Annotated in this window: 28 protein-coding genes and 1 pseudogene; 17 read left to right on the plus strand and 12 right to left on the minus strand. The window is 68.5% G+C overall.

Annotation, left to right across the window (positions count from 1 at the left end; translation table 11 throughout):
- The first annotated feature begins 17 nt into the window (after positions 1–17).
- From AJAP_RS13245 to AJAP_RS13265, 5 genes are all read left to right on the plus strand, one after another.
- Positions 18–566 carry a TetR/AcrR family transcriptional regulator gene (locus AJAP_RS13245; protein ID WP_228694927.1) on the plus strand — a complete coding sequence of 183 codons (549 nt, stop codon included), beginning with the start codon at positions 18–20 and terminating at the stop codon, positions 564–566.
- 336 nt (positions 567–902) lie between these two features.
- On the plus strand, positions 903–1481 hold the full coding sequence (locus AJAP_RS13250; RefSeq protein WP_038511175.1) for a hypothetical protein: 579 nt from the start codon (positions 903–905) through the stop codon (positions 1479–1481).
- 114 nt (positions 1482–1595) lie between these two features.
- A complete protein-coding gene (locus AJAP_RS13255; protein ID WP_038511178.1) occupies positions 1596–1892 on the plus strand; it encodes a hypothetical protein in 297 nt (98 codons plus the stop codon).
- A gap of 180 nt (positions 1893–2072) precedes the next feature.
- Positions 2073–3305: a sodium:proton exchanger gene (locus AJAP_RS13260; protein WP_038511181.1), complete on the plus strand. Its 1233-nt coding sequence runs from the start codon at positions 2073–2075 to the stop codon at positions 3303–3305.
- 41 nt (positions 3306–3346) lie between these two features.
- On the plus strand, positions 3347–4903 hold the full coding sequence (locus tag AJAP_RS13265; RefSeq protein ID WP_038511184.1) for an alpha/beta fold hydrolase: 1557 nt from the start codon (positions 3347–3349) through the stop codon (positions 4901–4903).
- On the opposite strand, the gene AJAP_RS13270 is transcribed toward AJAP_RS13265, so the two are convergent.
- Positions 4867–5532 carry a response regulator gene (locus AJAP_RS13270; RefSeq protein WP_038511188.1) on the minus strand — a complete coding sequence of 222 codons (666 nt, stop codon included), beginning with the start codon at positions 5530–5532 and terminating at the stop codon, positions 4867–4869. The genes AJAP_RS13265 and AJAP_RS13270 overlap by 37 nt on opposite strands.
- Positions 5529–6248: a sensor histidine kinase gene (locus AJAP_RS13275; protein WP_038511191.1), complete on the minus strand. Its 720-nt coding sequence runs from the start codon at positions 6246–6248 to the stop codon at positions 5529–5531. The genes AJAP_RS13270 and AJAP_RS13275 overlap by 4 nt, the downstream gene beginning before the upstream one ends.
- Before the next feature lie 171 nt (positions 6249–6419).
- On the opposite strand from AJAP_RS13275, the gene AJAP_RS13280 reads away from it, so the two are divergent.
- Positions 6420–6653, plus strand: a complete 234-nt coding sequence (locus AJAP_RS13280) for a hypothetical protein (RefSeq protein ID WP_038511193.1) — start codon at positions 6420–6422, stop codon at positions 6651–6653.
- Between the two features lie 4 nt (positions 6654–6657).
- On the opposite strand, the gene AJAP_RS13285 is transcribed toward AJAP_RS13280, so the two are convergent.
- Positions 6658–6885 carry a hypothetical protein gene (locus tag AJAP_RS13285; protein ID WP_051972438.1) on the minus strand — a complete coding sequence of 76 codons (228 nt, stop codon included), beginning with the start codon at positions 6883–6885 and terminating at the stop codon, positions 6658–6660.
- Between the two features lie 209 nt (positions 6886–7094).
- Between AJAP_RS13285 and AJAP_RS13290 the strand changes: the two genes are divergently transcribed.
- Both AJAP_RS13290 and AJAP_RS13295 read left to right on the plus strand, forming a co-directional pair.
- Positions 7095–7928 carry a hypothetical protein gene (locus AJAP_RS13290; RefSeq protein ID WP_228694928.1) on the plus strand — a complete coding sequence of 278 codons (834 nt, stop codon included), beginning with the start codon at positions 7095–7097 and terminating at the stop codon, positions 7926–7928.
- Between the two features lie 15 nt (positions 7929–7943).
- Complete coding sequence (locus AJAP_RS13295) at positions 7944–8657, plus strand: hypothetical protein (RefSeq protein ID WP_038511200.1); 714 nt, start codon at positions 7944–7946, stop codon at positions 8655–8657.
- Between the two features lie 187 nt (positions 8658–8844).
- Here AJAP_RS13295 and AJAP_RS13300 read toward each other — a convergent pair whose 3' ends face one another.
- The gene (locus AJAP_RS13300; RefSeq protein ID WP_038511203.1) at positions 8845–10500 is read right to left on the minus strand and encodes a glutamate--tRNA ligase; all 1656 of its coding nucleotides are present in this window, start codon (positions 10498–10500) and stop codon (positions 8845–8847) included.
- A 170-nt stretch (positions 10501–10670) separates the two neighbouring features.
- Between AJAP_RS13300 and AJAP_RS13305 the strand changes: the two genes are divergently transcribed.
- The 4 genes from AJAP_RS13305 to AJAP_RS44360 all read left to right on the plus strand — a co-directional run bounded on the left by AJAP_RS13305 (position 10671) and on the right by AJAP_RS44360 (position 14524).
- Positions 10671–11909 (plus strand): hypothetical protein, encoded by a 1239-nt coding sequence (locus AJAP_RS13305; RefSeq protein WP_038511206.1) that lies wholly within the window; start codon positions 10671–10673, stop codon positions 11907–11909.
- Positions 11906–13441, plus strand: a complete 1536-nt coding sequence (locus tag AJAP_RS13310) for a vWA domain-containing protein (protein ID WP_038511208.1) — start codon at positions 11906–11908, stop codon at positions 13439–13441. The genes AJAP_RS13305 and AJAP_RS13310 overlap by 4 nt, the downstream gene beginning before the upstream one ends.
- Entirely contained in the window at positions 13428–14201 is a 774-nt protein-coding gene (locus tag AJAP_RS13315; protein WP_038511210.1) for a hypothetical protein, read from the plus strand. The genes AJAP_RS13310 and AJAP_RS13315 overlap by 14 nt, the downstream gene beginning before the upstream one ends.
- Before the next feature lie 146 nt (positions 14202–14347).
- A complete protein-coding gene (locus AJAP_RS44360) occupies positions 14348–14524 on the plus strand; it encodes a hypothetical protein (protein WP_167551710.1) in 177 nt (58 codons plus the stop codon).
- Here the strand turns inward: AJAP_RS44360 and AJAP_RS13320 are convergent.
- A complete protein-coding gene (locus AJAP_RS13320) occupies positions 14471–15412 on the minus strand; it encodes an MBL fold metallo-hydrolase (protein ID WP_038511213.1) in 942 nt (313 codons plus the stop codon). The two genes, AJAP_RS44360 and AJAP_RS13320, sit on opposite strands and share 54 nt — an antisense overlap.
- 82 nt (positions 15413–15494) lie before the next feature.
- Here AJAP_RS13320 and AJAP_RS13325 point away from each other — a divergent pair, with 82 nt between their 5' ends.
- The gene (locus tag AJAP_RS13325) at positions 15495–16352 is read left to right on the plus strand and encodes a LysR family transcriptional regulator (RefSeq protein ID WP_038511215.1); all 858 of its coding nucleotides are present in this window, start codon (positions 15495–15497) and stop codon (positions 16350–16352) included.
- A 29-nt stretch (positions 16353–16381) separates the two neighbouring features.
- Complete coding sequence (locus AJAP_RS13330; protein ID WP_038522974.1) at positions 16382–16801, plus strand: hypothetical protein; 420 nt, start codon at positions 16382–16384, stop codon at positions 16799–16801.
- Positions 16802–16827: 26 nt separating this feature from the next.
- On the opposite strand, the pseudogene AJAP_RS13335 reads toward AJAP_RS13330, so the two are convergent.
- Positions 16828–17199, minus strand: a pseudogene (locus AJAP_RS13335) (MSMEG_6728 family protein); the annotation flags it as partial.
- A 21-nt stretch (positions 17200–17220) separates the two neighbouring features.
- The gene (locus AJAP_RS13340) at positions 17221–18126 is read right to left on the minus strand and encodes a glutaminase (protein ID WP_038511219.1); all 906 of its coding nucleotides are present in this window, start codon (positions 18124–18126) and stop codon (positions 17221–17223) included.
- Positions 18127–18296: 170 nt separating this feature from the next.
- Between AJAP_RS13340 and AJAP_RS13345 the strand changes: the two genes are divergently transcribed.
- The gene (locus tag AJAP_RS13345) at positions 18297–19685 is read left to right on the plus strand and encodes an amino acid permease (protein WP_038511221.1); all 1389 of its coding nucleotides are present in this window, start codon (positions 18297–18299) and stop codon (positions 19683–19685) included.
- Positions 19686–19745: 60 nt separating this feature from the next.
- On the opposite strand, the gene AJAP_RS13350 is transcribed toward AJAP_RS13345, so the two are convergent.
- Positions 19746–21230 (minus strand): CoA-acylating methylmalonate-semialdehyde dehydrogenase, encoded by a 1485-nt coding sequence (locus tag AJAP_RS13350; protein WP_038511224.1) that lies wholly within the window; start codon positions 21228–21230, stop codon positions 19746–19748.
- A 20-nt stretch (positions 21231–21250) separates the two neighbouring features.
- Positions 21251–22120, minus strand: coding sequence for a Cgl0159 family (beta/alpha)8-fold protein (locus tag AJAP_RS13355; protein ID WP_038511227.1), 870 nt, complete (start codon positions 22118–22120; stop codon positions 21251–21253).
- A gap of 109 nt (positions 22121–22229) precedes the next feature.
- Here AJAP_RS13355 and AJAP_RS13360 point away from each other — a divergent pair, with 109 nt between their 5' ends.
- Positions 22230–22979, plus strand: a complete 750-nt coding sequence (locus AJAP_RS13360; RefSeq protein WP_038511229.1) for a GntR family transcriptional regulator — start codon at positions 22230–22232, stop codon at positions 22977–22979.
- Here the strand turns inward: AJAP_RS13360 and AJAP_RS13365 are convergent.
- From AJAP_RS13365 to AJAP_RS13375, 3 genes are all read right to left on the minus strand, one after another.
- Positions 22959–24404: an APC family permease gene (locus tag AJAP_RS13365; protein ID WP_038511232.1), complete on the minus strand. Its 1446-nt coding sequence runs from the start codon at positions 24402–24404 to the stop codon at positions 22959–22961. The genes AJAP_RS13360 and AJAP_RS13365 overlap by 21 nt on opposite strands.
- A 133-nt stretch (positions 24405–24537) precedes the next feature.
- The gene (locus AJAP_RS13370) at positions 24538–24987 is read right to left on the minus strand and encodes a MoaF C-terminal domain-containing protein (RefSeq protein ID WP_038511234.1); all 450 of its coding nucleotides are present in this window, start codon (positions 24985–24987) and stop codon (positions 24538–24540) included.
- Between the two features lie 99 nt (positions 24988–25086).
- Positions 25087–25560, minus strand: coding sequence for a carboxymuconolactone decarboxylase family protein (locus AJAP_RS13375; RefSeq protein ID WP_038511237.1), 474 nt, complete (start codon positions 25558–25560; stop codon positions 25087–25089).
- Between the two features lie 218 nt (positions 25561–25778).
- Here AJAP_RS13375 and AJAP_RS13380 point away from each other — a divergent pair, with 218 nt between their 5' ends.
- Positions 25779–26660, plus strand: a complete 882-nt coding sequence (locus AJAP_RS13380) for an SIS domain-containing protein (RefSeq protein ID WP_038511239.1) — start codon at positions 25779–25781, stop codon at positions 26658–26660.
- The last annotated feature ends 7 nt before the right edge of the window (positions 26661–26667 follow it).

Genomic DNA, 26667 nt, shown 5'->3' on the forward strand with positions numbered 1-26667 from the left:
TCGGAAGGGAGTGGCTGGTGGAGACCTCGCGGGAGCGGTATCGGGCGCAGGTGCGTGCGGAGATCAAGCGGCACGCGTGGGAGCAGTTGGCCACGACGGGCGTGTCCGCGCTGTCCCTCAACGCGATCGCCAAGCACGTCGGCATGAGCGGTCCCGCGCTGTACCGGTACTTCCCCAGTCGCGACGACCTGATCACGGACCTTGTCCGCGACGCGTATCGAAGCCTCGCCGACGTCGTCCAGGCGGCAGGCAGCGTGACTGAAGTCGCCTACGCGATCAGGGAATGGGCGCTGGCGGATCCGCAGCGATACCTGTTCGTCTATGGGACGCCCATCCCCGGCTATCACGCGCCTGGCGACACCACGGAAATCTCCGACGAGATCATGGCGGTGTTGCTCCGGGTGTACGCGGCGGAGCCGGATGACGGTCGGGCGCTCAGTCGTGCCGTCACCTTCTGGACCCGTGTCCACGGTGTTCTTTCGCTCGAGCTCGCCGGGCATTTCGTCGGCATGGGGTTCGATCCCGCCCTGCTGTTCGCCGCCGAGGTCGACGGCTTGCTCAGGTGAGCGCGCTCGCCAGGGCGTGATCGAGTGGCGATTCGGCGGGACCTGGTCGCGAGCGTGTCGTCCGTCTGATCACGTGTGTCGTCCGTTCTGGTCATGCGCACCTGTCCAGTCGTTCGCCGCACATGTCGCGAAAGCCACTTTCGGGACATCAGACGTCGCGGAAGTGGCTTTCGCGACGTTTTCGCGTGAGGGTCGCCGGGCGCGGCCACTGTCCATAAAGGACGGTTTCCGCTGAGCGGGGCATCGTCGGCCGCTTTCGGCGCTGTACGGTGGTTTTCGCGTTCGCTGTGCTAGCTTCCGGGAATGCGCGGAGGATCCTGGATTCGTACGCTCGCGGTGCTCTCGTCGATGCTCCTGGCTTCGCTGATCGGCCCCGGCGCCGTCGCGAACGCGTCCGGCGGGCACGGCTGTGAATGCGCCACCCCGTCGATCGACCGTTTGCAGCAATGGCTCGCCTCCGGTGAGGGCACCACGCTGCCGCCGACTGGCAGCCTGCTCGTCCGCGAACGCGGCGGTTACGCGGCGAAGGTGACCTTCCTGAACGCCGAATGGCACGTTGTCGTCGTCTGGCTGGGGAATCAGTTCGAGGCGCAGGCGGATCTCTCGAAATCCGCCGGTTTCTGGATGACCTACAGCGCGACCGACGACCTCTACGTCCAGCTGCGCCCCGCCTCGCATTGGAGCGGCGGGGACAAGTGGCTCACGAAGGTGCCGTCGACCGGCGGGAAGTTGGTGAAGAAGTTCTTCAGCTTCAAGCCCTCCGTCTGGACGACGTTGCCCGAGCTGGGTACGCCCGGCTACTCCTTCGCCTCGGCGCTCACCGAGGCTCGGGGCCTGGTCTTCGTCGGCAAGACCCCGAACAAGCTCGACTTCCGCGGCCTCTCGATCGACCGCTACCGGCCGCCCTGTCTCTGAACGCTCCTCGGATTTCACCTGTCCGGAGCGACGGCCATCGCGCACCGTGCCCGATTTGTCCTGTACGGTGAACTTTCAGCCGCCTCCGCACGACCGATCCGAGGAGTACCCCTGATGAGCCTGTTCGACTCGCTGAAGGAAAAGGCCGCCGAACTGCTGGGCGGCGCGGGCGACAAGGTCGGCGAACTGACCGGTGTCGACCTTTCCGGCGCCGCCGACCAGGTCACCCAGGCGACCGGCGGGCTGGCCGAGACCGGTCAGGGCCTCGCCGAGAGTGCCACCACGGCGGGCCAGGACGCCGTCGACTCGGCCACCGCGGCCGGCCAGGGCGTCGTCGACTCCACCGGTGCGTTCGGTGACGCCGCCACCGGACTGGCCGGCGACGTGATCGACCCGAACGCCCGGGGCTGACCGCCCCCGGACTCCCCGGTATCCCGCGGATACCGGGGAGTTCGTCATTTCTCCGGTGGGACGACGTCCGTTTTTCGGCAGGACGATCTTCGGTTTTCCTTGTCCCATAAGGGAATTATCGCCGGTCGAGTGGATGAGGAAACGGTTGTGGTAACCCGTCCACGGCCGCGAAGCTCGGTCGTGATCGTCAACCGACTCAAGCCCGTCGGCCTGTGTGCCGCGCTCACCGTGCCCGCCCTTCTCCTGCGCTTCACCGGCACCGATCCGGGCGCGCCTGCCGGGCTGCTGCTGTTCGGCCTCGCCGTCGTGGCGGCCTCGTTCCTGCTCGCCTGGGCGGCCGAAGCCGCGCAGGTGGACATCTCCGGCGGCCTCGCGATCGCCGTGCTGGCCGTCATCGCGGTCCTTCCCGAGTACGCGGTGGACCTGTACTTCGCCTACACGGCGGGCTCGAATCCCGAGTACATCGCCTACGCCGCGGCGAACATGACCGGCTCCAACCGGCTGTTGCTCGGCCTCGGGTGGTCCACCGTCGTGCTGGTCGCGCTCGCCGTCGCGAAGAAACGCCGTGGCGCCACCGTCCGCGAGCTGATCCTCGACGCGCCCTACCGGATCGAGCTCGGCTTCCTCGCGATCGCCTCGATCGTCGCGTTCGTCATCCCCGGAACCGGACAGATCTCGCTGGTCCTCGGCTTCGCGTTGCTCGGCTTCTTCGTGTTCTACCTTTGGAAGGTCTCCCGCGCCGAACCGGGCGAACCCGAACTGGTCGGTCCGGCCGCCACCTTGGGCGCGCTGCCCCGGCGGTCCCGCCGGACCCTCGTGGCCGCGCTGTTCGTGTTCGCGGCCGTGGTGATCCTCGCGAGCGCGGAACCGTTCGCGCACAACCTGATCGCCGTCGGGACGGAACTGGGCGTCGACCGGTTCCTGCTCGTGCAATGGCTCGCGCCGCTGGCGTCGGAGGCGCCGGAGTTCATCGTGGCGATCCTCTTCGCCTTGCGGGGCAAGGGCGACGCGGCGCTCGGCACCCTGCTTTCCAGCAAGGTCAACCAATGGACGCTGCTCGTCGGCAGTCTGCCGATCGCCTATGTCCTCGGCGGCGGGGGATCCGCACTGCGGTTGGACGGCCGTCAGATCGAGGAATTCCTCCTCACCGCGACCCAGACCTTGCTGGGAGTCGCCGCTCTGCTCGCGTTGCGTTTCCCGCGCTGGGCCGCCTGGACGCTGCTCGGCCTGTTCGCGGTGCAGTTCGTGCTGCCCGGCCAAACCGCGCGCTACGTCCTGTGCGGGGTCTACGCGCTCGTCGCGCTCGCCGCCCTGATCCGCAACCGCCGCCATCTCCTGCCGACCCTTGCCGCCCCGTTCCGCCGGGCACCCTATGCCTCCGGGAGTAGTCGCGAGGAGCGGATTTCGGCCTGAGAGCAGAGGTTCCCGCGAGTTCGCGCGCTTAGCGTCCAGGTATGACCAAACGACGAAAAGTACTCGCCGCTGGCCTGGCGATCCTGCTGCTGGCGGACGGCGGGCCATCGGCCTCGGCGACCCCGGCGCCGCGGATCGACTGGCACGACTGCCGGACCGGGCCGGAAGACGAGACGGGACGACGGCTCGCCGCCGCCGGGGCGACCTGCGGTGAGGTCGTCGTGCCGCTGGACCACGCCGACCCGGGCGGCAGAACCCTTTCGGTGGCCGTCGCGCGCCGTCCCGCGAGCGACCCCGCGCGCCGTCTGGGCACCCTGGTGGTCAACACCGGCGGACCCGGCCCGTCCCGCGACGGCGTGGCACTGCTGGTCCATGGGCTGCCCCCGGAGGTCCCGTCCGGTGCGCCATCGCTCGCGGTGCGGTACGACCTCGTCGGGATCGACCCGAGATTCTTCGGGCTCAGCTCGCCGCTGGAATGCGGCTGGCCCACCGGGCGATACCTGCAGAGCGCTCAGCTGGCGAGTCCGGACCGGGCCTCCTTCGACCGCAGCGTGCTGGTCGCGCGGGAGCTCGCGCGAAGCTGCGCGGACCGGGGTGATCTTCTCGCACACGCCTCCACCCGCGACATGGCGCGGGATCTGGACCTCGTGCGAGCCGCCCTCGGGGAATCGAAGATCTCCTACCTGGGCTGGTCTTTCGGCAGTCATCTCGGCTCGGTCTACCGACGGCTCTTTCCTCGGCGGACCGAGCGGATGGTGTTCGACAGCGCCGCCGCGCCCGGGGCCGCCGGTCCCGCGCTCACCAGGGAGACCGCAGTGGCGGACGCCGCGGCCCTGAGCGACTGGGCGCGGTGGGCCGCCCGCCGCGACGCACACCATCATCTCGGCGCCACCGCGGAAGAGGTACTGGCCACGGTGGACCGGATCGCCCGCGCCGCCGCCCGCGAGCCCTTGCGCGTCGGCGAGCACCGGATCGACGCCGCGATGATCCCCGGCCTGCTGCTCACCGTCGACGACAGCGACGCGTTCTACGCGGAGTTCAGTGCCCAGGTCGCCGTGCTGCGTGACGCCGCTCGCGGTCTCACCGTGACACCGACACCCACGCAGGAGTGGAAACTCTCCCTGTACACGGATCCGGACGTCGAGCCGTCCTTCGGGTTCAGCGCCACCGTCGCCAACCAGTGCGCGGACCGCGCCGCCTGGCGGGATCCCGAAAGCTACTACCGGGACATCCTGGCGCACCGGGCCGCCGAGCCCCTGTTCGGTCCGCTGGCCCGGCACATCACGCCTTGCGCGTTCTGGCCCGTCCCGCCTGCGGAGCCACCTGTCCCTGTCGGGGACGACCGGCCCGCCCTGCTCGTGGGCGCCTCGGGGGATCCGGTCACGCCGTATGCCGGGCAACTGGCGCTGCGCCGCGCCCTGACCGGATCCCGGATGGTCACGCTGGACGGCGCGTTCCGGCACGGGGTCTATCTCTTCGACCCGGCGCCCTGCGTCACCGACATCGTCGAGTCGTATCTACTCGGCGGAGCCCTGCCCCGGGCCGATGTCACCTGTGCCCGTCACCGCTCGCCGGGCCGGACCACGCCCGCTTCGTAGGCCAGGACCACCGCCTGCACCCGATCCCGCACCCGCAGCTTGGCCAGGATGTTGCCCACGTGGGTCTTCACCGTTCCCGGCGCGACCACCAGCCGCTCGGCGATCTCGGCGTTGGACCAGCCGCGCGCCATCGCGGCCAGCACTTCCCGCTCACGTCCGGTCAGCGTCGCCGCCGACCTGGCCGCGCCGGGATCGAGCGGGGGCGCCAGCCGGTCCAGCAGCCTGCGGGTGGTGGAGGGGGCGATCACCGAGTCCCCGTCGTGCACCGTCCGGATGCCGGCCAGCAGTTCCTCGGGGGTGGCGTCCTTGAGCAGGAAACCGCTCGCCCCGGCCCGGATCGCGGCCAGCGCGTGCTCGTCGAGGTCGTACGTCGTGAGCATGAGGACCTTGGGCGCGTCAGGCAGGGCGAGCACCCGTCGAGTGGCCTCGATACCGTCGAGCACCGGCATCCGGACGTCCATCAGGACCAGATCGGGATTCAGGCGCCGGGTGTGGTCGACCGCGGCGAGACCGTCACCCGCCTCACCGACGACGGTCAGATCGGCCTGGGACTCGATGACCAGCCGGAAGCCCGCCCGGACCAGGGCCTGGTCGTCGACCAGCAGGACACGGACCGGCGGGGCGGTCACGCCGGTCCGTCCCGCAGGACACCGATCATCCGGCGGAGATCGCCCAGCGCCTTCCGGGCGCAGTCGCCGATCGTGACCAGGGCCGACCGTCCGGCCTCCGGCGTGGCCGCGTACCGGCCACCGTCGGCCTGCGCTATCACGACCGCGAGCGAATGGGCGACGATGTCGTGCATCTCGCGCGCGATCCGTTCCCGCTCCGCGAGGACCGCGAGCCTCGCCTGCTGACGGCTGTGGGACAGCCGGACCCGGCGCAACGTCCCGGTCGCCCACGCGGCCACCACGGTGCTGGCCAGGAAGGCGCCGACGAGCAGATGCGCGGCCGCGGACGACGGCAGCATCGGCCAGCTCAGCCCGCCGAGCACCGCGCCGAGGAGCCCTGCCGCCAGCGCGGCGCCACCGGCTCGCCGCGGTCCGTAGGCCGCCGCGGCGTGCACCGCCAGCGGTACGGCGAGATCGGCGGGCAGGGCACCGACGCCGTCCCGGATCGTGAGCCACTGGATGCTCGCGACTCCCAGCACCACTGTCGCGCACACCACGGCATTGCGGCGTCGCAAGGCGAGTGGAAGCGCGAGAAGCAGGGAGAACAGGAAATACGCGGCCTCCGCCCGGACGAAGAGTCCGAAAAGGACACAGCATCCCGCGAGGAGCAGTGCGATCAGGACGTCGACGAGCGACTGGTGTCCGCGCAGCCAGGAGTCGAGCCTTTCACCGAGCACGTCGTCACCTTATGGCCGCGGCGCCGTCGTCACTTCGCCGCGGGGACTGAAACCGTGTACGCCCACTGGGCTAGCCCGAATGGAGCAAGGAAAGGCGGCGGAAATCCCGTATGGCGAAACCCCTCGTACCGCTAATCTGGCGGAAACGACATATCTGCGGGGGAGCGGACCATGGCCGTGATCTGGATAGTGCTCGGGATACTCCTGCTGGTGATCGGCATCGCCGTGATCACCGATGTACGCGATCGCGGGCGGGGCGGGACACGCAAGATCATGTTGCCGGGCTGGGCCTCACGGCGCGCCGATTACACGGAGAACGACCTCGTCCACGGTCGCTGGTCGGAAAAGTCGCCGCGTGAACAGGACGAAGAACTCCAGCGCCGGTACAAATCGGGCGACGAATAACGGATCAAGCGGCGGGCCTGGACCAGCGCCAGGCGGCGTGCAGGGCGGTGATCAACGCCTCGTCGTCGGCGAAGGTGGGTTCTTCACCGACCGGTATCCAAGTGCGGTCGACGATTTCACCCTCGGTCCGCCGGACGACCGAGATCCCGGGGTAGGACAAGGCCGCGCGGCCGCCGTCGTCGGCCACGTGGCGGTGCTCCCAGCGCAGCTGGACAACGCGATCAGCGCTCATCGACCACAACTTTCCGTACTTGCGTATCCGGTAAGTCGTCTGTCGAGGCCCGCGCGTTTCACGTCCGCCTTGTGATCTGCGCCCTTCGCACTGCGGATTCCCGCGCCGGATTCGATTCTTTTCGTGAATTCCGTGGAGGTGACCCCGATCACAAAGGGCTCTCCGATCGTGAGAACATGAGGGCCGAACTGCCGGATCCCGGAGGGTGAATGCTCCGCAGAATGCGTCGCTGGCTCGAATTGCTCAGTCTCGGCGGGTTGGCGGTGGCCGGCTTCGCCGTCGGAATCGCGGAACAGCTCGGCCTGCTCGACAAAGTCGCGCCGAAAGGCGTCACCACCCTGACCCTGATCATGGTCAGCGGGGTGGTCGTGGTGCTGCTCGTCGAACTGACCCCGTTGCGCGCACTGGAAGACATCCGCGACCGGCTCGCCGGTCTCGACATCGACACCATCGCCACGAGCCTCCGTCGTTCGCGCTACGGCGGCGTGGTCGAAGTGCACAAACGCTTTCCGGACGACGAGTTCGCGGCACACGTCGCGAAGGCCAAACAAGTGACGATCCTGAACACCTGGATCCCCAACCTGCAGCGCCTGGAAAAGGAACTCGAAGCCGCGATCGTCGACCGGCGCGCCGAGGTGCGGATCATGTTGCTGCACCCGAACTCGATGCTGGTGGGGCTGCGGGAGGCGGCGCTGGGCCGGAGCGACGGCGCGGGCAACCCCTTCGTGAGCACGGGGATCGCGGAGTGCCTGGAGATACTCTCCCGGCTGCACCGGCGGCTGGCGAAGCGTCAGGGAAACCTGAAGGTGCGGGTCTTCAACTCGCAGGCCTCGGTTTCGGTGTACCGGGCCGACGGACGCTACCTGGTCAGCATGTTCCTGCACGGCCAGCTGGCGGTCAATTCGCCGCAGTTCCAGATCGAGGGCACGCACGACACCGTGCTCGGCGAACAGATCCAGCGCGAGCTCGATACGTTGTGGGACATCGGCCGCGACGTCGATCTCGCTGACTGGAACCGAAGCATCGACATGATCCGTTTCTGAGCAAGAGGTGTACTGATGCGCGAGCTCGACGAGTTCGAAGACGGTTTGATCGAGCGGTTCCGGAACCATCCGGCGCTGCGGGGCGTCACCGACCTGTCGGGGGAGGAGCTGCAAGCGGTCCTGCTGCAGCGCCGGTTCCTGTCGCTGGCGTTCACCATGGCCTACGACCTGGCGATCGACCTGCTCACCGACGAGCAGTCCAAACGGATCGCCCGCGTCATCGTTCGCGAGGAGTACCCGGACAACACCTCGCCCGGCAGCACACCTTCGCACCGCGAGGATCTGATGACGGACATCCTCGCCCTGGGCGTCCCGCGCGAAGTGCTCGTGCGGTCGCGGAAGTCCCTGGCCACGGCGGCCTGCCTCGACACCACCATGGAGCTGATCTCCTCGGCGGGCGATTCGAAGCACGCCGACGTCGAACTGCTGACCATCCTGCGGTTCTGGGGCGAGGTGCTGGTCTCGGTCGAGTACGGCGAACTCTGGCGCCGGATCGGCCCGGTGCTCGGCGACAAATCCGTCTTCTACTACCCGCACCACGTGCACGACGCGAAGTCGCGCCCGCTCGCCGCCGCGTCCCCGCTCTCGCTGACGCATTCCGACCAGCTCGGGCTGCGGCTCGTGCAGCTGATCGACTCCAGCGAGGCGCGGGAGCGGTTCCGGGAGACCGAAGAGGCGGTCGTCGCGGTCAAGACGGCCTTCTACGACCAGTTCCTGCCCGCCTCGTGAGTGGCGTTTCGGGTTCTAACCCGAAACGCCACTCACGACCACCTGGACCGATCGGCCGCACTCACGTGATCAGCGGCGGAACTCATGTGATCAGTGGCGGAACACCCTGAGTGCGGCTTCCGATCACGCGAGTTGCGTCCCTGATCACGCGAGTCGCGCCTTCGATCACACAGCCACTCACGAGGGGTCACTCGGCAACGAGGCCGGCGAACCGGCCCATCGTCTCCTCGCGTCCCAGCGCCTGGGTGATCGAGTGCAGGTCCGGGCTCCGGGTCGAGCCCGTGATCGCGATCCGGATGATCTGCGAGGCCTCGCGGATGGAGCCCGGGAAGCCTTCGGGGTTCTTCTTGAACTCCTTGGCGTTCTTCGCGAAGCCGTGCTTCGCGGCCACGTCGCGGATCTGCTGGAACCACTCCTGGCCGTCGTCGAGCTGCTGGTAATTCTCGACGAAGTCCCGCGCCACGGCCTGGACGACCGCGCGGTCGACGCCGAGCGCGGTGATCCGCTCGTCGTCGGGGCTCGCGACGGCGGCGTGCAGCTGCGGGAAGAAGAAGCCGTAGACGGCGCGGAACTCGCTCCACTTCTTCAGGTCCTTGCGCGGGTTCTCGGCGCCGTCACGTTCGACGGCGAGCGCACGGAGCGCGAGGTCCGGCTCGGCGTCGAGGACGGTCCGCAGCTCGGGGTCGAACCGCTCCGCCCAGCCCCGGACCTCCTCGAGGATCTCGGCGCCGGTCAGCGTGGCGATGTGGTCGGCCGAGATGTCGTCGAGTTTGACCAGGTCGACCAGCGGGCCGGCGACCCCGCATTCGTCGAGGTTGATCGGCTCGGCCAGCGCCTGGTCGAGCGGCATCTCGGCGAGACGGCCGTTGGCGAGGCCGCGCAGGTAGTACAGGACGGCCTTGGTCGGGTAGCCGGACTCGATGTAGAAGTCGACGCTCGCTTCCGGGTCCTTGCGCTTCGACAGCTTGCGCTTGCTGCCGCCTTCCTGCTTCATCAGCGGCGCGATGTGCGCGTACGTGATCGGCTCGAAGCCGAGCGCGTCGAACAGCTGCTGGTGCACCGGCACCGACGAGATCCACTCGTCGCCGCGGATGACCAGGTTGACCCGCATGAGGTGATCGTCGACGGCGTGCGCGAAGTGGTAGGTCGGCAGCCGGGGGCTCTGGTCGGAGCTCTTGAGGATGACGACGTCGTTGCGGTTGGCCTCGGCCTCCAGCGGGCCGCGGATGGCGTCGGTGAACCGGGCGCGGGCGCCGGTGTCGTCCGGCGCGCGGAACCGCACGACGTACGGGTCGCCTGCGTCGAGCTTGGCCTGGACGTCGGCGGGGTCGGCGTCGCGCCAGATGGCCCACGAGCCGTAGTAGCCGGTCGGCAGCTTCGTCGCCTGCTGCCGGGCGGTGATCGCCGCCAGCTCGTCCTTCGTGGCGAAGTCGAGGTACGCGCGGCCGGAGCGGAGCAGGTGGCGGACGTAGGTCAGGTAGATCTGCTCGCGCTCGGACTGCTGGTACGGGCCGTAGTCGCCACCGCGGTGGATGTCCTCGTCGGCGGCGAGGTCGAAGTAGGCGAAACCGCGCTCGAACTGCTCGATGGCGCCTTCGACCTCGCGGGAGCGGTCGGTGTCCTCGACCCGGACGAGGTAGCGGCCGCCGCTGCGGCGGGCGACGTCCTGGTCGATGGTGGCGACGTAGACCCCGCCGATGTGGACGAACCCGGTCGGCGAGGGGCCGAACCGGGTGACCAGGGCGCCCTCGGGCAGCTCGCGGGCGGGGTAACGCTGTTCCCAGTGCTCGGGCTCGGGCAGGTCGGCGGGGAAGAGGGCGTCGATGACTGCTCGGTCCAGCATGGCGGTTCAGATCTCCCGGCGTCGTGGTGCATGGCGGTTTTCGCCACCGAAGAGCCTAACCGTCCGGCCTCCGGGCCTGGTGAGGGTGGTCCCGAAGCCGGATCGAGACGTGCTTTTCCGTCGGTGCTCCCCGGTAAAATGGGCTTGCCGGACATTCGGGGAGGAAATCGGTGACCACCGATAGCTCGCTTCGTGAAGAACCCCAGCTCACCATCCGACCGAAACCCTCGGCGTTCTTTCTGCGCCGTCGCTTTCTCCGCACTTTCGGGCCCGCGCTGGCCCTGGCCGTCACCGGCCTGATCGCCCTGCTCATGAGCGGGACGATCGTGGTGCCGTTCCAGCAGACGCTCGTCCTGCGCGGCAAGATGGGCTCCAAATCGGATCTCTTCGAGGACGCGAAGATCCAGGAAATCCTGATGCGCCACCACATCCGCGTCCACGTGACCAGGGCGGGCTCGCGGGACGTCGCCACCCACGACCTCAGCCAGTACGACTTCGTGTTCATGTCGGGCGAGCCCGCCGCGAGTCTCGTCCGGCGGTCGAGGGCCGACCGATGGACGGGCAGCGCGCGGCAGCCGTTCACCAGCCCGATCGTCCTCGCCACGTATCGCCGCTACGCGGAAACGCTGGCGAGCAACAAGATCGCCACGAAACCGGCGGGCGAACAGGAGCCGCTGTACTACACGCTGGACACCGAGAAGTTCATCGAAACCCTGCGAAAGGGACAGACCTGGGACTCGCTCGGCATCAGGCGCTTCGGCGCGGAAAACGGGAACAGGGTGCTCGCCCAGACCTCGAACATCTGCGACTCCAACTCGGGCGCGACGTACCTGATCCTGCTGGCGTTCCTGGAGAACGGCCGTCAGGTCCCGGTCGTCGATCCGCGTCCGGCCGGGGCTCCCGCGGGGCCGCCGAACCTCACGGCCGCGAAGGAACTGGCCAACCGGGTCAAACCGCTCGTGGCGGCACAAGGTTTCCCGTCGGCGGATCTGTCGGAGTCGTACGCGAATCTGGCCGAGGGGGACAAGCCGATCGTCGTCATCTACGAGCATCAATACCTCGCCATGCAGTTGCGGGCCAAGGCACAGAGCGGGCGACCGGACCACGACCGGGTCCTGCTGTACCCGAAGGACGACATCCTGACGAAACCCCAATTCCTGGCGCTGAAACCGGAAGCGGAACGGCTCGGCGAGCTGATCACGTTCGATCCGGAGCTGCAGCGCCGCGCGATGGAGCTCGGCTTCGGCGTCGCGACCCCCGCGGGCAGCACGAAAAGCGCGCGGCTGTACGAGTTCCTCCGCGAACAGGGGCTGCCCGCGCCGGAGATCGCCGCCGACGACAGCACCACGCCGTTGCCGGACAACCCGGTGCTGGAAGAGATGATCAAAACGGTGGGGGACTGCCCGTGAAGCGGCTCCTCGCGATCCTGTGCTGCCTGCTCCTGCTGGTCGCCGCCTGTACGAGCGGCGGACAGAAGGTGAAGCTGCGCGTGCTGGCCAGTTCGGAGCTGGCCGATCTCGGGCCGATTCTCGACGACCTTCGCGCGGAAACGGGAATCGAACTGGAAATGGATTTCCGGGGAACGATCGACGCCGCCGCCTCCCTCACCCCGGGAAAGGCCACGCACGATCTCGCCTGGCTTTCCACCGACCGGTATTTCCAGCTCAAACACCGGCAGTCGGGGGACAAGGGGGAACGGCCGCTCGCGACCAAGACCATGGTGTCGCCGGTCATCGTCGGGATCACCCCGGCGAAGGCGGCGGAACTGCGCCGAGGCAAACCGGACGGCAAGCTCTCGTGGGCGGATCTGGCGGACGCGGCGGCCGGCGGTGGCTTCCGGTTCGCGATGGCGGATCCGGCCAAATCGACCAGCGGGCTCACCTCACTCGTCGGGGTGGCGACGGCCGCCGCGGGCACCGGCGCCGCGCTGCGCCTCCAGGACGTGAAATGCGACAAACTCCAGGGCTTCCGCACCGGGCACACGCTGACGGCGGACACTTCGGCCGCCGTGGCCGATCGGTTCGCCGAGCGCCAGGACGTGGACGCGATCATCGGGTACGAGTCCACCTTGCTCTCCCTGAACGCGAGCGGCAGGCTCAAGACCCCGTTGGAACTGGTGTATCCGCGTGACGGCATCGTCCAGTCCGACTACCCGGTCCTGCTGTTGGACCCGGCCGAACGGGAGGCGTACGACAAGGTCGTTTCCTGGCTCAGAAGCCCGGCGACGCAGAAGAAACTGATGGAGCGGACCCTTCGCCGTCCGATCACCGGCGAGGTGGGGCTCGATCCGAGGCTGCCGGCCTCGATCGGGAACTCGCTGTACTTCCCGGACGAACAGGCCGTCGTGGACAAACTCCTCGACGACTACGCGGCGTCCGCTTCCCGCGCGCCGGGGCGGGTGATCTTCGTGCTGGACTTCTCCGGTTCGATGAAGGGGCCGCGGATCGCCGCGCTCCGCGCGACCTTCGCCGGGCTGAGCGGAGGTCCGGACGGAGGATTCGACCGTTTCTACCGCGGCGAGCGGCTGACGGTTCTCCGGTTCGGCGGGAAGATACTGGGGGACAAGGAGTTCACCATCGACGGACCCGGTGATCTCGACGCGCTGCGCGCCTTCATCGCGGCCGACGAGTTCGACGGCAACACCGCGGTCTGGTCCGCGCTCGGCGAGGCGTACACGAAGGCGGGTATCCATCGTGGCGCCGAGCCCGGCGGAGACGTCTCGATCGTGCTGATGACCGACGGGGAGAGCAACACCGGACCCGGTATCGAAGAATTCCTGCGCGCGCCAAGGGATCCGGGCGTGCACACGTACACCATCCGGTTCGGCGAGGCGAACCCCGCCGAGTTGGAGCGCGCGGCCGTGGCCACCGGTGGCCGGATGGTCGACGCGAACACGACATCGCTGCTCGACGCCTTCAAGGAGATCCGTGGCTGCCGATAATCTGTGGTGGGACGTCTGGGGACTGTGGCTCGCGGTCTGGGTGCTGACCGTGATCGCCTTCCTCGTCGCGATCGTCGTTTTCGTGAAGCACTGGCGCCGTGCGCGGTCCGACGGCGATCAGGGCATGATCCGGGGAATCGGCTTCTACCTGCACACGAAATCCGTGATGGGCCTCTACCAGTTGCATCGCTACAACGAGGCGCTGGAGCAGGAGGTCGAGAAACGGAAGAGCCGGGGCTGGCGGTTCTGGGGTTCGGGCGGATTCGGCCCGCTGAAAGGGGAATCGGAGCGCACCGACACCGACGAAGAGTTCCGGCGGTACATCCGCAAGGCCGAACCGATCACGGTGATCGGCATCGTGACGAAGGTGCTGGAGAAGCACCACGACATCATCTACGTCGATTTGACGAAGCAGGAACTGGCCCACAACCGGGCTCTGGTGAAGGAACTCGGCTGGGCCGACGGTCCCGAGAGCACCCGGCAGGTCAAAACCAGGTTGCGCGGCGTCGAGGCGTTCATCTCCGTGAAGGGCCTGTTCCGTAAACGCTCCCAGACCGACACCGAGACGGTTTTCGTGGCGCCGTACGGGAATCCGGACGATCCGGAGCGGAGCAGGCGGATCCGGTTCACCTGCGTGACCAGCGATCTGCGGGACTCCGCGCCCACCGGCGCGTTCCGGGCGCGCTGCCTCGGCAAGGTCGAGGACTGGGACCCCGAAACCGGGGAACTCGTCGTCCATCCCATCGCGATCTTCAAGTGACCGGCTGCTCCACTCGCGTCAGCCGGTTGACGCGAGTGGAGCAGTCGAAAGCCACACGTCGTCCGTGGCGCTTCGCACTGTCGACACCGGGGCCCGAACCTGCACGATTTCGGTATCCAACACCGCAGGTTCGAGGGAGATCTTCCATGAAGAGCACCGTTGCCGACGATATCCGCAGCTTCTTCGCCGACTCCGCCATCGATGTCACCGTGGCCGGGCAGGCCGAGGTCGAACTCGTGATCGACCGCTTCGACAACTGGAAGAACGCGTCAAGCGGAGGCGCCTTCGGCTGCTTCACCGGTGCCTGCTGCCTCATGGCCTGAGTGGTCGGCGCAGAAGCAGCCGACGCCCTTCGCGATCCAATCCCGGCCCTCCCACTCGGGGTGGCGTTCGATCATCAGCGCTTCGACCTCCGCGGCGATGGACTCTTCGGGGAGCGCCGAGTCGCGCCGCTTCCACGTTTCGTCGCGCAGCAGTTCGAGGTACTCGCGGACGTCGGTCAGGATCCGGCGTCCGGAGACGTCGCCGTGGCCAGGGACGACGAGGTCCGGTCCGGCGGCGGCCAGCCGCCCCAGCACTTCGATCCAGCGCGGTCCCGAGACATCGGTGTCGTACGGCGGGAACCACGGGAAGATCGAGAACTGGCCGGTCTCGACCAGGTCCCCGGTGAACAGCACGCCCGCGTCCGGCACGGTCACCACCTGATCGCCCTTGCTGTGGGCGCGTCCGGTGGCCGCCAGGCGCACGACTCGCCCGCCGAGGTCGAGGTCGTACTCGTCGTCGTAGACCACGTCGGGGGTGACGAAGTCGACGCCGTCCAGCGCCCGTGCGACCGGGGTGCCGAGGCCGCGGAACATCTCGAGGTAGCCCGGTCCTTTGTGGACCAGGTCCGCGGCTTGGGCGCTGTTGACGAGATAGGTCGCCTCGTCCGCGAAGACCTGTGCGCCGAAAGCGTGCTCGGGGTGAAAATGCGTCGTCGTCAGGTACAGCCTGCGGCCGCGGGCGTGTTCGGCCGCGAAGGCGAGCACCTTCTCGGCGTTGCGAGGACCGAGTCCCGTGTCGACGACGAGCACCGAATGCGAGCCGCCGATGACGCCGATGTTGGGGACGAGGTCGACGCCGAGATTCGGGATCACCACGACGTCGCGGGCGATCTCCCTGGCCTGCGCGGGGTCGACGGCGGGTTCGTGGGTGAGGGGTTCGAAAGGCATGACCCCACTGTCGTGCCGGCCCTCGGGCGCCGTCCAAGACCGATCTTCACCAGCCGATACCTGATGGGTATCATCGCTGGTGATGGAGCTTCGTTTGTTGCGCTACTTCGTGGCCGTCGCCGAGGAGCGGCACTTCGGCCGGGCCGCCGCGCGGCTGCACATGACCCAGCCGCCGCTGAGCCGGGCCATCCGGCAGCTGGAGAACGACCTGGGGGTGGTCCTGCTGCTCCGGTCGGCCGCCGGCGTCGAGCCCACCGCCGCCGGGACCACCCTGTACGCCGAGGCCCGCACCCTGCTGGACCAGGCCGAACGCGCCCGCGCCCGGGTGATCGAGACGGCGGGCCCTGCGACGCTCACCGTCGGCACCCTGGCCGACGGCGCGGGGGAGGCGGGCACCCACCTGGCCGCGGCGTTCCGGCGCCGGCATCCCGAGGTCTCGATCCGCTTCCGTGAGGCGGATTTCACCGACCCCACCACCGGTCTGCGCGCCGGACTGGCCGACGTCGCGCTGACCCGCTCGCCGTTCGACGAAACCGGCCTCACCGTGCGGGTCCTGCGTTCGGATCCGGTCGGGCTGGTACTGCGCACCGGCGACCCGCTCGCCGATCGCGCGACGCTGCGGCTGGCCGACGTCGCCGATCGGCCGTGGTTCCAGCTGCCGGAGGGCACGGATTCATTGTGGCGCGAGTACTGGAATGGGGCGACGCCCGTCGGCGAGCGGCCATCCGGGCCGGTGGTGCGCACGGTCGGCGAATGCCTGCAAGCCGTCCTGTGGAACGGATCGGCGGGGATCGCACCGCTCGGGCACGCCCTGCCGGACGGCCTCACCTGGGTACCGCTGGCCGACATGCCACCGAGCCCGCTGGTCGTGGCGTGGGTGACCGAACGGGAGAACCCGCTGATCCGCTCGTTCGCGCGGATCGCGGCCGACGGGGTGTGAAAGTGACGGCGCGGGGGCATTTCCCCGGCATGCCGGACTCATCTTCAGAACCCGACGAGGCGACCGTCGACGCCGTCGGAAAGCTGACCTTCGCCCTCGAAACGGTCGAACAGGCGCGTGGTCACCTGTACGCCTTCCACCACCTCACCGGAACCGCCGACTTCGCGCTGGGCGAGGCCGTCGAAGCCCTCCGGAAGGCCGGGCACGCCGAGTGGGCGGAGCGGATCCAGACCGAACTTGTCGGGCTCAACGTGCTGCCGGAGCGGTGGACGTTCCAGCTGATCGAGGAGTACGACGAGGGCTACTACGCGGCGTACCGCGACATGGCGCGCGACGTCACCGGTGCCCTGACCGGCGGGCGGCGGCACCTGCACGAAGAACGGATCAAACGCCGGCGGCGGACCGAGGGACGGCCGGGGCACGAGATGGGGCGGCCTTCGAGCGGCTGACTACTTGCAGGGGTCGTGGCCCTTGCTCATCGCACTCCTTCTCGTCGTGGACGGTCCGACGACGGCCAGACGTAGGGCAGGTCGTCGGGGACGCCCGGGAAACGCGCGCGGTAGTGCCCCGGCTCCTTGCGGACGAGCGCGGACCGATGGCTGCGGTGGAAATCCGCGTCGCCGAGCCACGGCGGCAGTTCCTTCGCGTCGGCGAGCCGGTCCTGGGTGCGGACCTCGTCGAGTCCGGTGGCACGGAGCAGGTCGAACCGCAGTGTTTCGCGGCAGGTGTCCTGACGGCCGGTCTCGCACCAGACGTCGCAGATGTCGAAGCCGTACCGGACGAGCGCCTCCTCGTAGCCCGCCCACATCGCCGCGGCCGGGTGATGCCGCCAGACGTATCCCGGCACGTCGGCGCGGATCCAAACCGCTCAGAAGATCGACCAGCCGGTCAGGGTGGTGAACCGGTCCAGCGCCGCGACACCCGCGACGGAGTTGCCGCGCGGGTCCAGGCCGGGGCTCCAGACGCAGATCGCGCACCGGCCGGGGACGATCGCGACGATGCCGCCGCCGACCCCGCTCTTGCCCGGAAGCCCGACACGGTAGGCGAATTCGCCGGCCGCGTCGTAAGTGCCGCAGGTCAGCATCACCGCGTTGACCCGCTTGGCGGCGCTCTGTTCGAGCAGGCGGCTGCCGTCGTTGCGCACGCCGTGGCGGGCGAGGAACACCGCCGCCCGCGCGACGTCGCCACAGCTCATCGCGATCGAGCACTGGCGCACGTACTGGTCGAGGACGGCGGGCACCGGATGACGCATGTTCCGGTACGACGCCATGAAATACGCGAGGGCGCGGTTGCGGTCGGCGTGCGCGGCCTCCGACGCGGCGACCTCGGCGTCGATCCCGATGCCGGCGCGCCCGCTTTCCTCCTGGAGGAACCGAAGCAGGGTTTCCGCCGCGTCGCCGTGGTGCGCCAATTCGTCGGTCACCACGAGGGCGCCGGCGTTGATGAACGGATTGCGGGGGATTCCGTCCTCGTTCTCGAGCTGGACCAGCGAGTTGAACGGGTTTCCGGACGGCTCGCGGCCCACCCGTTCCCACACCCCGTCGCCGTGGGAGAGCGCGAGCGCCAAGGTGAAGACCTTCGACATGCTCTGGATGGAGAACGGCACCTCCCAGTCGCCGACGCCGTGCAGCCCACCGTCCACTTCGGCCACCGCCATGCCGAACCGGCCGGGTTCGACCCTGGCCAGGGCGGGGATGTAGTCCGCGACGGAGCCGCGGCCGATCTCCGCCGCGACGTCGTCGGCGATCCGGTCCAGCAGCGCTGCGAGGTCCACGGCCGTAGCGTAGAAGCGCTCCTTCGCGCGCGACGATCGGGGTTCGCGGGTGAATTTGTCAAATCGAAAAAGGAAATTCCCGTTAAACCGCCAGAGTGACGTCCCGCACACCTTAAGTCTTCCTTAGCAATGTTGGTGACGTGCCGCACACGCTCTAGCGTCTGGCAACCATGGATTCCTCGCTGCTCACCGAAAAAGGTGAAAGCTACTCAAAAGCACTGGGCAACCGCCAAGTGCAGATGATCGCCATCGGCGGCGCGATCGGCGTCGGGCTGTTCCTCGGTGCCGGTGGCAAGCTCCACCAGGTCGGGCCGTCGCTGGTCCTGTCGTACGCGCTCTGTGGTATCGCCGCGTACTTCGTGATGCGCGCCCTCGGTGAGCTCGTGCTCCATGAGCCGTCCTCCGGCAGTTTCGTCACCTACGCCCGCAAGTTCATCGGGCCGTGGGCGGGTTTCGCCTCCGGCTGGATGTACTGGGTGAACTGGGCGATGACCGGTATCGCGGAGATCACCGCGGTGGCGATCTACGTGCACAAATGGCTGCCCGACGTGCCGCAGTGGATCACCGCACTGGTCGCGCTCGGTGTGCTGCTGGCGGTGAACCTGCTTTCGGTGAAACTGTTCGGCGAGCTGGAATTCTGGTTCTCGGTGGTCAAGGTGCTGGCCATCGTCGTCTTCCTGGTCACCGCCCTCGGACTGGTGCTCACCAGCGCCGACATCGGCGGCACCACCGCGGGCGTGCACAACCTGACCGCCCACAGTGGATTCTTCCCGGCCGGTGTCGGCATCGCGCTGATGACGCTGCAGGCGGTCATCTTCGCGTACTCGGCGATCGAGGTCGTCGGCATCGCCGCCGGCGAGACCAAGGACGCCCGCAAGGTGCTTCCGAAGGCGATCAACGGTGTCGTCTGGCGGATCGGCGTGTTCTACGTGGGATCCGTGCTGCTGCTGGCGATGCTCCTGCCGTGGCCGTTCTACAACGGCGGCGAGAGCCCGTTCGTCACCGTGTTCACCCGCCTCGGGATTCCGGGGATCGGTGACGTGATGAACGCCGTCGTGCTCACCGCCGCGCTGTCGAGCTGCAACTCCGGGCTCTACTCGACCGGCCGCATCCTGCGGGCGCTCGCGGACAAGGGCGAGGCGCCGAAGTTCGTCGGCCGGATGAGCAGCCGTCACGTGCCCTACGGCGGCATCCTGTTCACTTCCGGCGCCTACGTGCTGGGTGTGGTGCTCAACTACCTGGTGCCGAAGGACGCCTTCGACATCGCGATCGCCATCGCCTCGCTCGGCGTGATCACCACCTGGGCGACGCTGATCTTCTGCCAGCTGCGGCTGCGTCAGGCGGCGCTGCGCGGTGAGCTGGAACGGCCGTCGTACCGGATGCCGTGGGCGCCCTACAGCGGCTGGGCGACGCTCGGCTTCCTCGCGTTGGTGGTGGTCCTGATGGGCTTCTCCGACGGCGCCGAGAAGATCGCCTTCTACTCGATCCCGGTGCTGGTCGTGGTGCTGGCGGTCGGCTGGCGGATCGTCGGGAAACGGCAACGGCAAGAGGTGCGCTGACCCCTCTCGCGTTTCGTCCTCTGAATGCGCAATCGCATTCAGAGGACGAAACGCGGGTGTTCAGCTGGACGTCGGGAAGTGGAAACCGGCGGTGGAGTGCGGCCACCGCGTGGTGACGACCTTCGCCCGCGTGTAGAACCGCACCCCGGCCGGCCCGTGGATCGGGCTGTCCCCGATGAGGGAGTCCTTCCACCCGCCGAAGGAGTAGTACGACATCGGCACCGGGATGGGCACGTTCACCCCGATCATCCCGACCTTCACCTCCCGCTGGAATCGCCGCGCCGCCTCGCCGCTGCCGGTGAAGACCGCGGTCCCGTTGCCGTACGGGTTCGCGTTGATCAGCGCGATCGCTTCGTCCAGTGTGGACACCCGGACGATCCCGAGCACCGGCCCGAAGATCTCGTCGCGGTAGGCGGCCATCTCGGTGGTCACGTGGTCCAAAAGGGACGGTCCGACGAAGAACCCGTCCTCGTGCCCGTTGACCCGCAGCTCCCGCCCGTCGACGACCACGGTCGCGCCCTGCTCCGCCCCGAGGGCGACGGAGTCGATCACCCGCCGCCGCGCGGCCTCCGTGACCACCGGCCCCATGTCGTTGCCCGCCTCGTGGCCGGGCCCGACCTTGATCTCGGCGGCCTTGCGCTCGAGGATCTCGATCAGCCCGTCCCCGGCCGATCCCACGGCGACACCGATGGAGATCGCCATGCAGCGCTGCCCGGCCGAACCGAACGCGGCCGCCGTGAGGTGGTTCGCGGCGTAGTCCAGATCGGCGTCGGGCAGGACGACGGCGTGGTTCTTGGCCCCACCCAGCGCCTGCACGCGTTTGCCGGTGGCCGTCGCGCGTTCGTGGACGTACTTGGCGATCGGGGTCGACCCGACGAACGACACGGCGTCGATGCCGGGGTGCTCCAGGATCGCGTCGACCGCGACCTTGTCCCCGTTGACCACGTTGAACACGCCGTCGGGCAGCCCCGCCTCGGCGTATAGTTCGGCGACCAGCCGGGACGCGGACGGAACCCGCTCGCTCGGCTTGAGGACGAACGTGTTGCCCGCCGCGATGGCGATCGGGTGCATCCACAACGGCACCATGATCGGGAAGTTGAACGGCGTGATCCCGGCGACGACGCCGAGCGGCTGCCGGAAGTCGTGCACGTCCACGTCCCGCGAGACCTGGTCGGAGAAGCCGCCTTTCAGCGCGTCGGCGATCCCGCAGGCGTATTCGACGATCTCGCGGCCGCGGACGATCTCGCCGCGCGCGTCGTCGATCACCTTGCCGTGTTCGGCGGAAATGATCCTGGCGAGTTCGTCCTCGTGCTTCACCAGCAGCTCGCGGAAGGCGAACATCACCTTCGTCCGCTGCGACAGCGAGGAATCGCCCCACGCCTCGAACGCCTTGGCCGCGGCGGCCACCGCGGTGTCCACATCGGACGGTTCCGCGAGCAGCACCTCCGCCCGTGCGTGCCCGACGGCCGGGTCGTACACCGGGGCCGTGCGGATGGAGCCCGCCGTGGTCGCGGCGCCGTTGATCCAGTGGTCGATGGTCTTCACGCGTTGTCCTCCACAGGTGTTCACAGCAGTCCGACGGCCGTGTCGACGGCCTTGGCGACGTCGCCGTCGTGCGGGTAGAGCAGGGATCGTCCGACCACGAGGCCCTGCACGGTCGGCAGCGCGAGCGCCCGCTGCCAGGCGGCGAACGCGGCGTCGGGGTCCTTGACCTCTCCGCCGAGCAGGACGGCGGGCAAGGTCGAGGCGGCCAGCACGCGCTCCATGTCCTTCACCACCGGGAGCTTCAGCCAGGTGTAAGCCGACGTGCGGCCGAGGGCGGAGGCGATGGTGATCGAGCGGATCACGGCGTCGGGGGAGAGGTCGTTGCGGAGACGACCGTCGACCCAATCCGAGAGGAACGGCTCGACCATCGCGATCAGCTTGCGGTCGGCCAGGTCGTTGACCGCCTTCGCGGTGTTCTCGAGAACGCTCGGCGTCGCCGGATCGGTCAGGCAGATCCTGGTGAGCGTCTTGCCGCCGTCGAAACGCATCCGTTCGATCGTTTCGGCGTCGTAGCAGGCGAACCGGTCGTCGATCTCGAAACTCGATCCCGCCAGTCCGGTGCGGTTCATCGAGCCGATGACGGTCTTGCCGTCGAGCACGCCGAGGAGCAGCAGATCGTCGATGATGTCCGGCGTCGCCAGCACGCCGGTGACCCCGGGGCGTTCCAGCGCCAGGCCGAGGCGGTCGAGCAGTTCGCCGCGGTCGGCCATCGCGAGCGGTTCGGAGCCGACGCCGTTCGCGCCGCGAGCCGGATGGTCCGCGGCGATGATCATCGTGCGGCCCTTGTCGTTGAACGGCGATTTCGCGCGGACGCGGGTGGCGGCGGCCACGGCGATCGCTCCCGGATCCCGCACCCTCGCGGCGGCTATCCGGCGCACTGTGTCCGACACGTTCGTACCTCCCGGCTCGCGTGGTCCTTCGACCATCGCAAGCGTTCGGAGACTTTGTCAAGACATATGGACATAAGGTCATAGTGGTCGAGCGCGGTAGGCTCCGCGCATGAAACCCTGGGTGCCCGGCGAGATCGTCGTGGATCCGAACGGCCCGGAACCGCTGTACTCCCAGGTCGCCCGGCAGATCGGCGCCGCCATCGAAGACGGCAGGCTGCCCAACGGCGCCCGGCTGGACAACGAGCTGGACCTGGCGGCGCGGCTGCACCTGTCGCGGCCGACCATCCGTCAGGCGATCCAGTCGCTGGTCAATCAGGGCCTGCTGGTCCGCAAGCGCGGCGTCGGCACGCAGGTCGTCCGCACCAAGGTCGCCCGGCCGCTGCGCTTGAGCAGCCTCTTCGACGACCTCAGTGAACTGGGGGACAAGCCGGAATCCGTCGTCCTCGTGAACCAGGTCGAGCCAGCGGGCGACGAGGCGATCGAACAGCTCGAAACGCCGGGCCTGACCCACGTCCGGCGGCTGAAGCGGGTGCGCTCGACCGGCGGCGAACCGCTGGCGATCATGAACAACTACCTGCCCGACGGTCTCATCGATCCGTCGGACGAGGAACTGCGGGACAAGGGGCTCTACCAGCTACTGCGCTCGGCGGGTGTCCGGCTGCACGCCGCCCAGCAGAACGTCGGCGCCCGGCAGGCGACCGAGGAGGACGCCGAACTGCTCGACGAGAAGCCGGGCGCGGCGCTGCTCACCATGCGCCGCACCACCTACGACGAGTCCGGCAAGGTCGTGGAATACGGATGGCACGTCTACCGCGCCTCGCGCTATTCGTTCAACCTCTCACTGACCAACAACGTTTGACGGTTCGCGTTCCAGGTCGGTCTCCAGCGCGTCGTAAACCGAAGGACGGAACCGGCGCAGCCAGCCGGCGAGCGCGAGCCCGGCCAGCGCGACCACCAGGAGCAGCCACGGCAGGAGCGGGACGACGCCGTTGCTCGACCCGGCGAGCGTCGGGAAGTTGACGATCGCCAGCGTCACGATGAGCCCGAGGCCCACCGCGCCCAGCCCGGGCGCGATCAGCGTCTTCACGACCCGGCGGTCCCGCGTCCGGCGGAAGTAGACCAGGATCGCCACGGCCGCGAACAGCTGCAGGGTGAGGATGCCGAGGGTGCCGAAACCGGTCATGCTCGCGGTGAGGTCGGCGACCGGGTCGAGCCCGGCGAGGCGGAACGCCAGCGCCACCACCGACCCGAAGAGCAACTGGACGATCGAGGCGTAGCGCGGCGCTCCGTTGCGCGGGCTGGTCTTGCCGAGCACACGCGGCAGCACGCCGACCCGGCCCAGCGCGTACAGATAGCGGGTGGCCGAATTGTGCAATGCCAGCAGCGCCGCGAACAGGCTGACCACCAGAAGCAGCAACATGACCTTCGTCAGCGGGCCGCCGAGGTACTCCTGTGCGACCGAAAGCACGAGATCCCCGCTCGACAGATGCGCGGCGGCCACGTCCTGCGCCTGCTCGGCGCCGATCGCGCTGACCACGGCCCAGGTCGTGAACGCGGCGAACACCCCGATGAACCCGATGGCGATGTAGGTCGCCCGCGGGATCGTCCGCTTGGGATCCCTGGCCTCCTCGCCGAACAGCGCCGTCGCCTCGAAACCGATGAAAGCGTTGGCGGCGAACAACAACGCCAGGCCGCCGGCCCCTTGGAACATGACGGACGGGCTGAACGCGGCGAACGAGAAGCCGTGCCGGAACAGCACGCTGAAGTCCATGATCAGCAGGATCGACACTTCGAGGATCAGCGAGGCGCCCAGCACCTTCGCGCTGACCGCGATCCCGCGACGGCTGAGCAAGAGGACCAGCGCGACCGAAAGCGCGCTCCAGAACAGCCAATCGAGTTTCAGGCCGAAGACGTCGTCGATCGCCGTGGAGGTGAAGAACCCGCTCGTCCCGATCGCTCCCGCGACGAAACAGTTGTAGCCGAGCATCGCGATGAAACCGGCGACGAGACCCGGTGTCCGGCCCAATCCCTTGACCACGAAGGCGTAAAAGCCGCCCGCGCTCGTGAGGACCCGCGACATCTGCGCGTAGCCGACCGCGAACAGCAGCAGGACGACCGTCGCCAGCAGGAACGCCGCGACCATACCGCCGCCGTTCCCGACCGCGATGCCGATGGCCGCGATCACGATCATCCCGGTCAGCGGCGCGACCGCGGCGAGCACGAGGAAGACGATGCCTGGCACGCCCAGGACGTTCTTGGCGAGCGACGTGTCGTCTCGGCTCATGCGCTGCTCCTCATCTCCGCTGGACGGCCAGTATGGGAGTGGAGTGGGCCTGGGCTTTGCCTTTGCGCGCGCGGCGCTTGTTCGGCAGCGCCTGGTCGTGAGTGGCGTTTCGGGTTAGAACCCGAAACGCCACTCACGACCGCGGTTCGGGAAAGGAAGGCCATCCGTGCGGCTTGTCCAGGATCTCGATCGTCGCCTGATCCACGAGAAAGTACTGCCCGCCGTCCTCACGCGGATTCGTATAAGCGGCCGTGGCCACCGACTTGCCGAAGTCGGCCATCACGGCGATCGGATACCCGCCGTCGAAGATCTCGCCGTGCGCCGCCGTCGCGACGGTTCCGGATTCGTACCAGGTGACGAAATACTGCGCCGGGCCGGTTTCGAAGACACGCAGTGTCGATTCCTTCTGGCGGACACCGGCGAAATCGCCGGAGACACCGGTCCAGATCATCGTCGTCCTGTCCGCGTAATGCTGCTCCAGCACGTTCCCCGAGCCGTAGTGGAAGTTCGCGCGCAGCCCGACGAGGTCGGTGCTGAGCCGATGGGTGCCGGTCACGGGGAAGAAGCGGACGTCGAGTTGCACGGGCTGAACCTCCGGATCGCTGGTATCCGCAGGTTTAGCAGCCCGTCGCACCTCGATCGTTGTCCGGCGAAGCGATGCTGTTGTCGATGAACGCGAGGATCAGTCGAACATGCCGGGCTGGTAGTCGCCTGCCGGGGTCCGGGCGATGACGTTGAGCCGGTTGTACGCGTTGATCGTGGCGACCAGCGCGATCAGGGCGCCGATCTGCTCGTCGTCGTAGTGCTTGCGCACCTGCGCCCAGGTGTCATCGCTGACGCCGTGGTGCGCGTCGGCGATACGGGTGCCCTCCTCGGCGAGCGCGAGGGCCGCGCGCTCGGGCTCGGTGAACACGTTCGCCTCCCGCCAGGCGGCGACCAGGTTGAGCCGAACCGAGGTCTCGCCGGCGTGCGCGGCGTCCTTGCTGTGCATGTCGGTGCAGAAGCCGCAGCCGTTGATCTGGCTGGCGCGCAGCTTCACCAGCTCCTGCGTCGCGTGCGGCAGCGAGGACTCCTCGATCGGGCGGTTCGCGGCGCCGAGACGCTTGGCGTACTTGAGGATGACTTCGTTCTCGAACAGGTTGACGCGCGGTTCCATGATCTTCCCTCTCGGTCGATTGCTGCCTACATGACGAGCCGGACGGAGAGGTTGTGACAGCTTTCGGAGTGACGCCGGTCACGCAGGTCGAAGTCTCGTCCAGCACGCACATCTGAACGCATCAAATGCGTGAAAGTGCGCTAACAGAGCATTGACGTTGCACAAAACTGCACCTAACGTGACAGCTATTGCGCACAACTGGCACGGATGGGGAGTTCATGAGCGGGACCTTCATGGCGGCGGAGATCGCGAGCCAGCCCGGCCGCTGGCGGGACGCGGCGGCGCTGGCCTCGGCGAACAGTGAGCTGCTGCCGCCGCCGGGCGCGCGGGTCGCGATCGTCGGCTGCGGCACGTCGTGGTTCATCGGCCAGGCGTACGCCGTCCTTCGCGAGTCCGCCGGGCTCGGCGAGACCGACGCCTTCGCCGCGTCGGAGTTCCCGGACGGCCGCGGTTACGACCACGTGGTGGCGCTGACCAGGTCGGGTACGACGACCGAGGTCCACGCCCTGCTGGCGAAGCTGCGGGGCCGGACGCCGACCATCGCGATCACCGGCGTGCCCCGCGAGATCGAGGCCGCCGCGGACACGATCGTCGACCTGTCCGTCGTCGACGAGCGCTCGGTCGTGCAGACCCGCTTCGCCACGACGGCGCTGGCGATGCTGCGCGCGCACCTCGGCGAGGACCTGACCGCGGTCGCCGACCAGGCCGAGCGCGTGCTCGCCGAACCGCTGCCCGACGAGCTCATCGGCGCCGAGCAGTTCAGCTTCCTCGGCACCGGCTGGTCCGTCGGCATCGCGAACGAGGCCGCGCTCAAGTTCCGCGAGGCGTGCCTGCTGTGGACGGAGTCGTACCCGGCGTGGGACTACCGGCACGGGCCGATCAGCATCAGCGAACCCGGCCGCGTGACCTGGATGTTCGGGCAGGCGCCGGAGGGGCTGGCCGAAGACGTCGCCCGCGCGGGCGGCCTGTTCGTCGAGAGCGGCCTGGACCCGCTGGCGGACCTGGTCCGCGCGCAGCGTGTCGCCGGGGCCATCGCCGCCCGCAAGGGGCTCGACCCGGACAACCCCCGCAGCCTTACCCGTTCCGTCGTCCTGACCTGAGGCAGCC

The sequence above is a fragment of the Amycolatopsis japonica genome, from assembly GCF_000732925.1.
Lineage (GTDB): Bacteria > Actinomycetota > Actinomycetes > Mycobacteriales > Pseudonocardiaceae > Amycolatopsis > Amycolatopsis japonica.

Excerpts from the sequence above, each read along its gene's own strand:
- AJAP_RS13255 (WP_038511178.1), top strand. The coding sequence starts at position 1,596 with ATGAGCCTGTTCGACTCGCTGAAGGAAAAGGCCGCCGAACTGCTGGGC.
- AJAP_RS13265 (WP_038511184.1), top strand. The coding sequence starts at position 3,347 with ATGACCAAACGACGAAAAGTACTCGCCGCTGGCCTGGCGATCCTGCTG.
- AJAP_RS13280 (WP_038511193.1), top strand. The coding sequence starts at position 6,420 with ATGGCCGTGATCTGGATAGTGCTCGGGATACTCCTGCTGGTGATCGGC.
- AJAP_RS13285 (WP_051972438.1), bottom strand. The coding sequence starts at position 6,885 with ATGAGCGCTGATCGCGTTGTCCAGCTGCGCTGGGAGCACCGCCACGTG.
- AJAP_RS13290 (WP_228694928.1), top strand. The coding sequence starts at position 7,095 with ATGCTCCGCAGAATGCGTCGCTGGCTCGAATTGCTCAGTCTCGGCGGG.
- AJAP_RS13295 (WP_038511200.1), top strand. The coding sequence starts at position 7,944 with ATGCGCGAGCTCGACGAGTTCGAAGACGGTTTGATCGAGCGGTTCCGG.
- AJAP_RS13300 (WP_038511203.1), bottom strand. The coding sequence starts at position 10,500 with ATGCTGGACCGAGCAGTCATCGACGCCCTCTTCCCCGCCGACCTGCCC.
- AJAP_RS44360 (WP_167551710.1), top strand. The coding sequence starts at position 14,348 with ATGAAGAGCACCGTTGCCGACGATATCCGCAGCTTCTTCGCCGACTCC.
- AJAP_RS13320 (WP_038511213.1), bottom strand. The coding sequence starts at position 15,412 with ATGCCTTTCGAACCCCTCACCCACGAACCCGCCGTCGACCCCGCGCAG.
- AJAP_RS13325 (WP_038511215.1), top strand. The coding sequence starts at position 15,495 with ATGGAGCTTCGTTTGTTGCGCTACTTCGTGGCCGTCGCCGAGGAGCGG.
- AJAP_RS13330 (WP_038522974.1), top strand. The coding sequence starts at position 16,382 with ATGCCGGACTCATCTTCAGAACCCGACGAGGCGACCGTCGACGCCGTC.
- AJAP_RS13345 (WP_038511221.1), top strand. The coding sequence starts at position 18,297 with ATGGATTCCTCGCTGCTCACCGAAAAAGGTGAAAGCTACTCAAAAGCA.
- AJAP_RS13360 (WP_038511229.1), top strand. The coding sequence starts at position 22,230 with ATGAAACCCTGGGTGCCCGGCGAGATCGTCGTGGATCCGAACGGCCCG.
- AJAP_RS13365 (WP_038511232.1), bottom strand. The coding sequence starts at position 24,404 with ATGAGCCGAGACGACACGTCGCTCGCCAAGAACGTCCTGGGCGTGCCA.
- AJAP_RS13375 (WP_038511237.1), bottom strand. The coding sequence starts at position 25,560 with ATGGAACCGCGCGTCAACCTGTTCGAGAACGAAGTCATCCTCAAGTAC.
- AJAP_RS13380 (WP_038511239.1), top strand. The coding sequence starts at position 25,779 with ATGAGCGGGACCTTCATGGCGGCGGAGATCGCGAGCCAGCCCGGCCGC.